The sequence below is a fragment of the Methanobrevibacter sp. genome (genome assembly GCF_017447225.1).
Classification (GTDB): domain Archaea; phylum Methanobacteriota; class Methanobacteria; order Methanobacteriales; family Methanobacteriaceae; genus Methanocatella.
In genome coordinates, this window is record NZ_JAFSNZ010000043.1 from 55,060 (window position 1) to 65,860 (window position 10,801).

The 10,801-nt window shown below is 31.5% G+C and carries 9 protein-coding genes; all 9 read right to left on the bottom strand.

The features are described 5' to 3' along the window. Positions 1 to 52: 52 nt before the first annotated feature. A complete protein-coding gene (locus IJQ68_RS04590; protein ID WP_292797550.1) occupies positions 53 to 322 on the bottom strand; it encodes a DUF6110 family protein in 270 nt (89 codons plus the stop codon). Between the two features lie 204 nt (positions 323 to 526). Continuing rightward, positions 527 to 3,115, bottom strand: a complete 2,589-nt coding sequence (locus IJQ68_RS04595) for a cation-translocating P-type ATPase (RefSeq protein WP_292797552.1) — start codon at positions 3,113 to 3,115, stop codon at positions 527 to 529. A gap of 17 nt (positions 3,116 to 3,132) precedes the next feature. After that, positions 3,133 to 3,510, bottom strand: a complete 378-nt coding sequence (locus IJQ68_RS04600; protein ID WP_292797554.1) for a helix-turn-helix transcriptional regulator — start codon at positions 3,508 to 3,510, stop codon at positions 3,133 to 3,135. Positions 3,511 to 3,616: 106 nt separating this feature from the next. Further along, complete coding sequence (locus IJQ68_RS04605; RefSeq protein ID WP_292797556.1) at positions 3,617 to 5,875, bottom strand: ABC transporter permease; 2,259 nt, start codon at positions 5,873 to 5,875, stop codon at positions 3,617 to 3,619. A 54-nt stretch (positions 5,876 to 5,929) separates the two neighbouring features. After that, positions 5,930 to 6,157, bottom strand: a complete 228-nt coding sequence (locus IJQ68_RS04610) for a hypothetical protein (RefSeq protein WP_292797557.1) — start codon at positions 6,155 to 6,157, stop codon at positions 5,930 to 5,932. 2 nt (positions 6,158 to 6,159) lie between these two features. After that, entirely contained in the window at positions 6,160 to 6,510 is a 351-nt protein-coding gene (locus tag IJQ68_RS04615) for a hypothetical protein (protein WP_292797559.1), read from the bottom strand. Positions 6,511 to 6,924: 414 nt separating this feature from the next. Further along, complete coding sequence (locus tag IJQ68_RS04620) at positions 6,925 to 7,683, bottom strand: hypothetical protein (protein ID WP_342765128.1); 759 nt, start codon at positions 7,681 to 7,683, stop codon at positions 6,925 to 6,927. Between the two features lie 45 nt (positions 7,684 to 7,728). Continuing rightward, positions 7,729 to 9,987: an Ig-like domain-containing protein gene (locus tag IJQ68_RS04625; RefSeq protein WP_292797564.1), complete on the bottom strand. Its 2,259-nt coding sequence runs from the start codon at positions 9,985 to 9,987 to the stop codon at positions 7,729 to 7,731. Positions 9,988 to 9,995: 8 nt separating this feature from the next. After that, on the bottom strand, positions 9,996 to 10,801 hold an 806-nt coding region (locus tag IJQ68_RS04630), incomplete at its 5' end, for a carboxypeptidase-like regulatory domain-containing protein (protein WP_292797566.1).

Here is a 10,801-nt window from a genome sequence, read left to right on the forward strand (position 1 = left end):
AAATAAAATTTTTTGATAAATGGTTAAAAAAAAGTTATGAAATGAAGAAAGATTATTCTTCTTCATCTTCAGATACGTAGATTTCTTTTTTGACTTCAGAGTTTGCATCGACAACAATGTCTTCAGCGTTTTCTCTCATGTCCTGGAATGCTTCTTCAGCGTCCCTTTTAGCAGACATAACTGCAGCCATTCCTTTGGTGGTTGCTTCTTTAACTGCTTCAGATTCCAATACTTTTTTACCTACGATAGCTGTTGCAACACCTGCTGCAAAGATTAATACATGCTTGTGTTTTAAAGCTTCATCAACATATCTTCTTACCATATTTTTCATCTCCCAAATGTCAAATTTTCAAATATAAAAATTAAGTAATATTACTTAAATATAGGTTAGTACATTTTAGTATATAAATTATTCGATTTTTAGAGCTTTTTTAGGCTAAACAAATAATTAAATTTAGTTATATCAAAATTAGGCTTGTCTAAATTATTTAAATTTTTAGTAATGCCAAAAAATGAAAAAGTAAAATTAGAATAGTGGATCTTTCACCATTCCAATTCTAAATGAATTCAGGATAACCAAAAGGGTTAATCCCAAGTCTCCGAAACCTACAGACATCATCAATGTGATTATTCCCAGAATAGCCAATACTACACAGAGTAACTTAACTGCAATAGCTACTGTAATGTTCTGTTTGATGATGCTCATTGTCTTATGGCTTAAAGAGAACAGGTAAGGCAATTTGGAAATATCATCCTGCATTAATGCAACATCAGCTGTTTCAATAGCAACATCAGATCCTGCAGCACCCATAGCAATACCGATATTAGCTCTCGCAAGTGCCGGTGCATCGTTAATACCGTCACCAACCATAGCAACATCACCGAATTTATTTCTGATTGTATCCAGGATATTCAATTTGTCTTCAGGCATCAGATTTGAATAAACATATTTTATTCCAATCTCATCTGCAACCTTGTGAGCGGCAATCTTGTTATCACCTGTCAACATTACTGTCTGTACTCCCTGTTTATTTAAATCAGCAATGACTTCTGATGCGTTGTCCCTGATTTTATCGGATACTGTAATTAATGCCAAAACATTTTGTGAGTTTCCGACAAATACCACAGTTTTTCCTTCTGCAGAGTATTTGTTGACATCATCATGTGAAATTTCAAAGCTGCTGCCTTCAATCAGTGATTCGTTGGCTGCGTAATACTGTTCGCCATCAATGAATCCCACAATTCCTTTACCAGGAACGTTTTTGAAATCGCTTATTTCTTCAAATTCTATGTCATTTAATGTAGCATAATTTACAATAGCCTGTGCAATAGGGTGTGAAGACTGGTTTTCCAGAGACGCTGCAATTTTAACAGCATCATCTTTTGAGATTGAATCATCTAAAACTTCAATTTCACTTAATTCCAATTTACCTTCTGTTAATGTACCTGTTTTATCAAATATGACTGCTTTTATCCCTTTCATTTCCTCAACATATGTACTTCCCTTAATCAAAACACCGTTTCTGGTAGCGGAAGTAATAGCAGACACCATACCGACAGGTGTTGAAATCAGGAATGCACAAGGACATGAAATTACCAGAAGTGAAAGTGCCTTATAAATCCAGTCAATCAAATTCTGACCGAATAACAATGGAGGAATGAATGCGACACAAGCTGCAGCAACCATCATGACAGGAGTATAATATTTAGCAACTTTTTCAACTAAAGACTCTGTTTCAGATCTGTTGAGCTGTGATCTTTTGACTAAAGTTACAATCTTGGAAATTACAGAATCCTTTGCCTTTTTAGTTACAACCATTTCAAAGTATCCATCTTCGTTAACAGTTCCTGAAAATACCTCATCACCAACTTCCTTAAGGACAGGAACACTTTCACCAGTAATTGAAGCCTGATTGACTGAAGATGAACCTGAAATAACATTACCGTCCAATGGAACTTTATCTCCAGGTTTAACAATTACAATATCGCCGATGTTTACGTCATCAACATTTTTCAGCTCTTCGGAATCCCCCACTTTAACTCTAGCGGTTTCAGGAGCGATTTCGACTAAGGATTTGATTGAACGTTTAGCTCTGTGTTCAGCATAGTCTTCAAGGAATTCTGCAATATAGTAAAGGAATGTTACAGCAGCACCTTCTTCAGGGTGTCCAATGATAAATGAAGCAACACAAGCAATACACATAAGCATTGCCGGACCGACAGTGTGCCTTTTAACCAATGACCTGTAAGCCATTCCTGCAATTTCATAACCTGCAATTATAGCTGCAATCATGAAAATGATTGTGACAACAGTTGAATTGAATGATAAGAATTCTAAAATGTGGCCTGCTGCAAACATGATTCCGCTTGCAACGATGATTTGGATAGGTCTGTTAGCTATTAAAGGTTTTCCTTCAGCTAAAAGTTCCTCTTCCTCATGTCCGTGATCATGGTCATGGTCATCATCTGCACAGTCAGGACAACCGCAAATGCTTATTTCCACATCATCGTCATCGTGGTCATGGCAGGAACAATCCGGGTCTGAACAGGTATCCTTTTCTTCATGTTCATGGTCGTGGTCATGACAATCACAATCCGGGTCACTACAGGAATCCTCTTCATGCTCATGCTCATCAGAACAACAATCATCATCACAACAAGAATCCTCATGCTCGTGTTCATGCTCATGCTCGTGTTCATGCTCATGCTCATCAGAACAACAATCATCATCACAACAAGAATCCTCATGTTCATGTTCATGTTCATGGTCGTGATCATGACAATCACAATCAGGATCGCTACAGGAATCCTCCTCTTCATGCTCATGCTCATGATGATGTTCATGGTCGTGGTCGTGATCATGGTCATCTGCACAGTCAGGACAGCCACAAATGTTTATATCCACGTCTTCATCATAATCTATTTCTTCTCTGTGATCATGCACACTTAAATCTGTATTTGCTTGATAATCTCTTAATAATTGTTTATCAAAGTGCTGTCTATTCTCACAGTGAATTTCCTCACAATTAGGATCAAAACAAATGAAATTGAAATGTTCTGGATTGTGACAGTCTTTATCATCACAATCATGTTCATAACACTTATTTTCTGTCATTTAAAACACCATTAAATTTATTCTAAAATGTGTTCCAAACCAACTTTATATATCATTTCGATGTGTAAATCGGTAAGTGAATACCTTGCCATTTTACCTTCTTTTTGATATTTTACAATATTATTTGCTCTTAAAATTCTTAATTGATTTGAAACAGTAGTTTGATTTAAATTTAATGTTTCAGAAATGTCACAAACACATAAATCTTCGATAGCTAGTAATGAAAGTATTTTTAATCTTGTAGGATTGCCAAATATTTTAAAAAACTCAGCTAATTCAGAATATTGGTCTTCTTCAATCATACGATCCTTTACACGATCAACAACATCCTGATGTGTACATACTACTTCACATACATCATCATTGTTATTTTCAAGATTTTTATTGTCTGCCATTTTTAATCACATTAAATTATATCTACTTCATATTTTATAATGTTAATATATATAAATATTTTCATATCACAATATTATGATATGTTAATGTAAAAAAATAAAAAAATTATTCCACATCTTTAAGGGCTTCAACCATATTCTGGTTTTTGATTTTTCCAGAAAAGAGCAGATTAACAACAATGGACACAGTAAATGTTATTACTGCGCTTAGGGCAATGTTTCCCAACGTTAATGAAGGAATATAATACAGGGATTCTCCTGCAGCATCCATCATGAGTGTCATCAGATAGAATCCCAAAGGAATTCCTAAAATAAATCCTATTGCTGTAAATACCAGATTCTGCGTTAATAATAATTTCCTCAAATCACCTGTTTTAAAACCCAATACTTTTAGAGTAGCTATTTCACGCTCGATTTCTGTAAATGACAGTATACCTAAATTATACAACACCACAATAGCTAAAAGCACTGCAAAGAAAATTAGAATTGAAACCATCATCATTACAGAAGAGGTCATCTTATCCCATGCATCAACCATTTCATCAATTGAACTGACGCTTTTTATTGAATCGTAATCATCATCCACTTTTTCAGAAGTTATGATGCTGGTTGGAGTGAAATCTAAATCCAAATCATTTAACTTATCCGCAGATAAGATAATTCCCTGACTTAAAGGCTCACCATGAATGTTGGTTACTTTACATGTTATCCAATCGTCAGAGCCTATGATATGCCATTTTATAGTATCTCCAACACCAACATCAAGACTTTCTGCCATTTTTTGTGAAAGTGATATATCTGTATCAGACAAGTTAATAGGATTTTCATTCTTATCCGTCTGAGATATCAAATCCGTGTCATTTAATACAAGTAACATTGCAGTCTCCTCATTTCCTTGAGCCTTTATTTCAATAGCTTGCTCCATAATTTGACTGCCGTTGACTTCATCGGTTACGCTATCAATATCTGCAAGTGAAGCGCCGCTGTCAATGATCAGTTTGGATTCGAAATGTGAAATGTCATCATATTCCCAGGTCTTTAAGTTATCCATTGAATCGCCCATACCAAAAGCAGACACCAGAAGAGCTACACAACCCATTACACCGACAATCGCCATCAATGCCCTGAACTTGTTTCTTTTTGCATCACGATAATTCCAGCGAAGATTGAATGACAGTTTATCCCAAAGCCTTGATTTTTCCATAAATCCCGAAGATGAAATGTTTGGAGATTTAGGCCTCATGGTATTTGCAGGATTTTCCTTTGAAATGTTACGGGCTGCAAAATAGGAAACTGCAAGTGAAGATATAACCATCAAAGCAGCCACAACGACAAAACTGATATCAAAGCCAGGATTCCATTCAGGAAGTGAATATCTGGCAGTCATTGTAGGATAAAACAAATCAGGAATAATCATAGGGCCCAAAATCAGACCTAAAACTGCACCTGCAAGCACCAGCCAGAATCCATAGGACATAAAATGGAAAATAATTGTCCGGTTTTTATATCCTACAGCCTTTAAAACACCGATTTGGGTTCTTTGATGGGCAATGATACGGGTCATTGTTGTTAAAAGAGTCAGAAATGTAACTAGAATAAACACAATTGGGAAAACATTACCTATCATTTTGTGCTGAGCCATTTCCTCATTGAACTGGGCAACACTTACATGATCATCACGTTTTGTAAATGAAAGATATTCCACAGAGTCATCCAGGGATTGTTTGAAATCATCCGGCGTATCATTGAATTTAACCAGCAAAACATTATACTGAATATCAGTTGGAAATGCCTTATGAGACATGTAAGCAAAACCTATATCCTTAAAATCCGGAATTATTGAAGTTGGGGATGCTTCATAAACATATTCCGGAGAATAACCGATTCCCTTAATCTCTTTTTCTATTGAAATTCCATTGAAATCAAATGAAATGTTATCCCCAACAGTCAGATTCTGGGCATCTGCAAATCTTTTATCAAGCCATACACCAGAATCATCAGAGAGATTAAAGTCCTCACCTTCAGACACATAAAATTTAGATATTTCATTATCCTCTACAAAATGCAGAGTAATGTCCGGATCATTTGAAAAGTTTCCAACGGACTGTACGACAAGTTGCTTTTCACTATCCGTTGTGAAATTGTTTATTTCATCCAAAGCATCATCTGTAATGGTAGTATTATAAATCCATCCATCAGCAAGATTAGTTTCACTGTAAAAATCTGAACTGGTCTGTTCAAGACCATAATACTCCCCACAAACCCCACAGAATGCAAAAATGCCTAGAAAAGCCATTAAAAATATTGAAATGAATTGTGTTTTATTGATTTTAATGTCTCTAAGCATCTTTTTAGATAATGACATAATATACTATAAGAAAAAAATAAGATTTAAATTTTAGTAAAAAAATTAGGGTTTTTAAAAGAATAATAATGATAAAAACCCTATGAAAATAAAAAAGAAATTCAATCCATATAAGGACAAAGCTCCTTTTAAAAATTTATCCTCTTTTGATTTTGTATAGAAATAATAAGTAACAATACAACCTATTATTAAAATAGGAAGCGTTATAACTATACTTATATACTTTCTAAACATGAATATTGCTATTGGAATAATTATTGCTATAATCTGTTTTGCATCCATATTTAATCCCTCCAACTTTGCATCAATCCAGTAAAAGTAACTGTATCAAATTGATTAATTAACAATGAAAATACAACCAATATAAAACCAAGATAGATTATAAGTCCAATGAGTTCCCTATTGTCAAATGGCAGATATTTGTTAACCTTATCAGGAAATATAATCCACAAATAACTTAATGTTGTAATGATGAAAATAATGACTCCGCCAGCTATAGAAGAACAGTGAAATGCAGAATAATAACCCTGCAAAACAACAAACATTGCACACCAAAGAAAATATAAAGGTCTGTAGCCTATTACTTCTTTATCACCAATCCATCTGCTTTCATCACCAAATGCATTGAATCTCAAACTAACACCTAAAAAAGGCAACAGATAGATTAATGCATATAAAACTGATTTAAATATTCCAATATCATATAAAAAAAACAAAAATAAAAAAACAGCAATTGACGAACCATAAAATGAAATATAACCAAATGCCTCAGTCGTATAACTCTTAAAATATTCTCTTTTAAAATGAAATTTCTCATTTAATTCATTGTGAAAAAATGTATAGATAAAGCCGCCTAAAAATGTGAAAATCACAGATATTTCAAAAACAATTGAAAATAAATTTATTTTAAAAAAATAAAATATAACAACAGCAAAAAAGCTACACATGCCCACAAATATCAAAAGAGCATTTTTTTTAGATATTGGTTCATTGAAATTAAACATGATTACTCGTCCTATCGGTTTCTGATATTTAGTTCACATCCTTATTCAATCTACAAATCCCATTACTTTTACAAATGGAACAGTAGTGAATTGACTGAATAATATGAAAAATATAATCAATGCGATTGCTAAATATATTGCTTCTCCTTTTTTATTTCTATTTTCAAATGGCATATATTTATTGATTTTATCTGGAAATACCAGCCAAATGAAGCAGAATGATGTTGATAATATTAAAGCAATTATATTTGTTGGTGAAGTTTCAAAAAATCCTTGAACATAGCCCAAATAACAACAGATAGCTAAAACTGGACAATAATAATTAGGTTCATATCCTGCATCATATACTATTTTACCGTTTTCTTCCAGACTAGCATCATTGAATGTTTTAAATCTCAAACCTATTGCCAAAAATGGCAATGCAAAGATGATAGATAGTAAAATTGATGTGTATACGTTAATATCCGCACATAAACATATTAAGAGCAAAGCTAATGCAGTTGTTGAAAAACCCAAAAGAGTAAATGCACCAATTTGTCGTGAATATCCTCTAAAATTATTGAAATTATACAAGCCATATTTTTTGTCCAATTCGTCACTATAATACTCTACAAGAAATATTCCACCTAAAGAAAATAAGAGCAGGAAGAAAAATAGAAAGCCTAATAAAGTAAAACTTGACATGGCTATTGCAATAATTAAAAATATTCCAAATATTTTCAGTGCACGTTTTTTCACAGTTTCCTTATCTGAAAAATATTTATCATTTCCATCAAAATCGAATAAACCAAATATATTCATCATACCCCTCGAAATAAAACAAACAAAATATATTCATCATTTCATCAGTTACGGTAAAGGAACACCAGTAAAACTAGAAACATAACCCTCCCCAGTATCTGTAACTGCTTTATAAAAATTTTTTCCACTTGGATCTCTTAATACCCCATTTGATAAACAATTAAGTCCCAAACCACCTAAACCAAATATTACTGCAGAACCTAATAATGGTTTTGCTAAAGCAGGGTATCTTATAGCAGATACTATACACATAGATGATGCTTCAATTGCAAAATCAGCGAAAATTCCTGTTGCATATTCAAATGCAATCCATTGGTCTTCAGTAATAGTTAAACTATTAAAATTTTCACTGAAACGATTATTAATAGAAGATTGTGAATTATTTACAATAAATATTTCATAGACTTTTCCACTATTATTTTGTGTATTATCAGTCAAACCATCACAAAAACAATATGAATAATCTGAAGATAATGCTCCCTTATATAAAAATCCATCAAATTCAGTAGTTACAGAAACAATTCCTGACGATTGATTAATTATTAACTTTTCAGAATAATCTTTCAAATCAACAATCAATAGTTCATTATTTTGTGCTAAACCAAACCAATCACCACATAAAATATGTTGTGATAATGAAGAAAGAGATCCGATAGAATTTATATTTGAAAATCCTAAAACTATACTTTCCATATCACTTAGCATGATTGAACATTCAAATCTGAAGTTTTTCATATTTGTATCATTATTGCTAGACAATATCATGTTCATACTTGGGTTAGGTACATGAATATAACTCACACCACCATTCATTACTCCTGACATTACTACAGTATTTTCATTACGTGTCCATGTTAAATTATAAAAATCATCCTTTTCATTAGCTAAATTATCACTCATATACATTGTCATTAAACCATTTAAAAATGTTCCATAACTAGCTTTTCTAATACCCATAGTATAGTTCTTATTTAACCAATAATTTATATCTTCATTGGATATTTTTCTATCAGCAATCGTGAATGTTTGTATTGTGTTATATCCTGCTTGAGAATCAACGAAAACACCTGTATTGATTTTTTCTGTTTTTTCAATTATTTCATTATTAATTATCAATTCTGTATCCATATATTCAAAATCAGGATTTTTATCAATCCTATCAGTTTCAGGAGTATAATGTAAAGTAGTATTTGTGTTTGTATAATTTAATAAATTTAAATTTCCATTTAAAAATTGATTATATGTAACATTATAAAAGAATATACCATTATAATAAACGTTTCCATTTGCTAATTGTATTTTAAGTCCCGCATCATCATTAAACATTGAATTAGAGTATAAAACTTCTCCCCATTGATTGAAGTTTTTAATAAATGAAATTGCTTGTAAATCAAAACCATTTCTGTAAAGAGATGAATATGCGACACTGAATCCATTAATGTTGTTTTCATTGATTGTGTCATAATAATAAATTTTAACGTAATCTTTTTCAGTTTTAAGAAGGATTCCTTGAACTGTAGGCACATAATTTTGATTTACAGTAATTTTTTCTCCTGTTTTAGAAATGAAATAATTATCACCATCTGATAATTTTGTATAATTATTACTATATGCAAGACTAGCTTGACCATATACAAAAGCAAATATCTGTGATGTTGTAATTACAATTTCTCGAGTTTCATATACTTTTATTATTCCATTTTCACCAGATTTAGCTATATATTCAGGAAGTAAACTATTAGGATTTACATAATTTAAGCCACTTACATTAAAATACATTGGAATATTTACATTGTAAACTAAATTTGGTGTTAAATTTACAGTTATTATATTATTTTTTATAATTGAATTATAATATGTTGATCCAGTGTATGTTGTTGAAATTGAATATTGGCCATGAGGTAAATTTATATTAAGTTTAGCAATACCATTTTCATCAGTCATTATGGTGTGGGAAACACCATTGATTTGGAAAATAATGTTTTGATTTGGCATTGAAAAATTATTGTTATCTTTTAAAACGGCATCAAAAGTATATCCTGTGTCTCTGAGAAGAATATTTTGTGTATTTAAATTGACATTTAATTTTGTGGAAGAGTCTACTCGTGTAATAATTTTTGTAGGTCCGGTATAAGCATTGTATTGAAATGTTCCTGAAAATGAACAATGTATAGGATAATCCTGAGGGTTTAGAAAATTGATTTTTAATTTAGCAATTCCATTATTATCACTTGTTCGTACATATGTAACACCATTAACATAGAAATTTACGTCTATATTGGGTAATGCTTTGTTTGATGGATCCATTACATTAACTACGAAGTATTGCCTGCTCTATTTATAACAAAATTACTGTAATTTAAATAAACGCTTTGTTTGATTACTGTTATTGTGTATCCTAAAGAAAGTCCGTCATTATTATTATAGACTGTTATTATGTATTCTTCTGGGCTAAGATTGATATTTAGTTTAGCTACTCCGGTTTTGTCTGTGGTTCTATTATAGAATACTCCATTTATATTGAATGTGGCGTTTGTGTTTTTCAAACGATTTCCGTTACTATCAAATAGCATGACATTAAATTGTGAATCATTTTTATATGATTTAACCAAGTCATGAGCTAGTATAGTGGAAACTACGTAGGCATTATTTTCTATAAAAGAAGATTTATATAAATCATTTCCTAAAAATAGTGCGTTAACAGAATAATTTCCGGGGTTTAAATTAATATTTAGTGAAGCATGACCATTACTATCTGTGATTCTGGTATAACTTACTCCATTAATAGTGATAATGATTCTTTCGTTACTTAAAGGATTATCTGATTCATCTTTTAAATAAACAGAATATTTCCCATTCTTATAAAATAAACAAACATCATAAGCAATTAAAACACTGTTCATTTGATTAGTTCTTGTTTGAATTTCATCAACATAAAAATAAGATTTATTGGTTAAATTATCCCAACCCCAAAATAAATCATAATTAGCATTAGCCCGTACATTATCAGGAAAAGTCATATTTAAATAGTCATCATTATTAAAAAAGTCTTTTTGATTTGAAATATCTTTAAAAATTAAATTACTATTATATTTAATAAATCTATTTGTGATTTGTTGAC

Bases quoted from the DNA above. Each gene is read 5' to 3' on its own strand.
- IJQ68_RS04590 (WP_292797550.1), bottom strand. From the start codon at position 322: ATGGTAAGAAGATATGTTGATGAAGCTTTAAAACACAAGCATGTATTA.
- IJQ68_RS04595 (WP_292797552.1), bottom strand. From the start codon at position 3,115: ATGACAGAAAATAAGTGTTATGAACATGATTGTGATGATAAAGACTGT.
- IJQ68_RS04600 (WP_292797554.1), bottom strand. From the start codon at position 3,510: ATGGCAGACAATAAAAATCTTGAAAATAACAATGATGATGTATGTGAA.
- IJQ68_RS04605 (WP_292797556.1), bottom strand. From the start codon at position 5,875: ATGTCATTATCTAAAAAGATGCTTAGAGACATTAAAATCAATAAAACA.
- IJQ68_RS04610 (WP_292797557.1), bottom strand. From the start codon at position 6,157: ATGGATGCAAAACAGATTATAGCAATAATTATTCCAATAGCAATATTC.
- IJQ68_RS04620 (WP_342765128.1), bottom strand. From the start codon at position 7,683: ATGATGAATATATTTGGTTTATTCGATTTTGATGGAAATGATAAATAT.
- IJQ68_RS04625 (WP_292797564.1), bottom strand. From the start codon at position 9,987: ATGGATCCATCAAACAAAGCATTACCCAATATAGACGTAAATTTCTAT.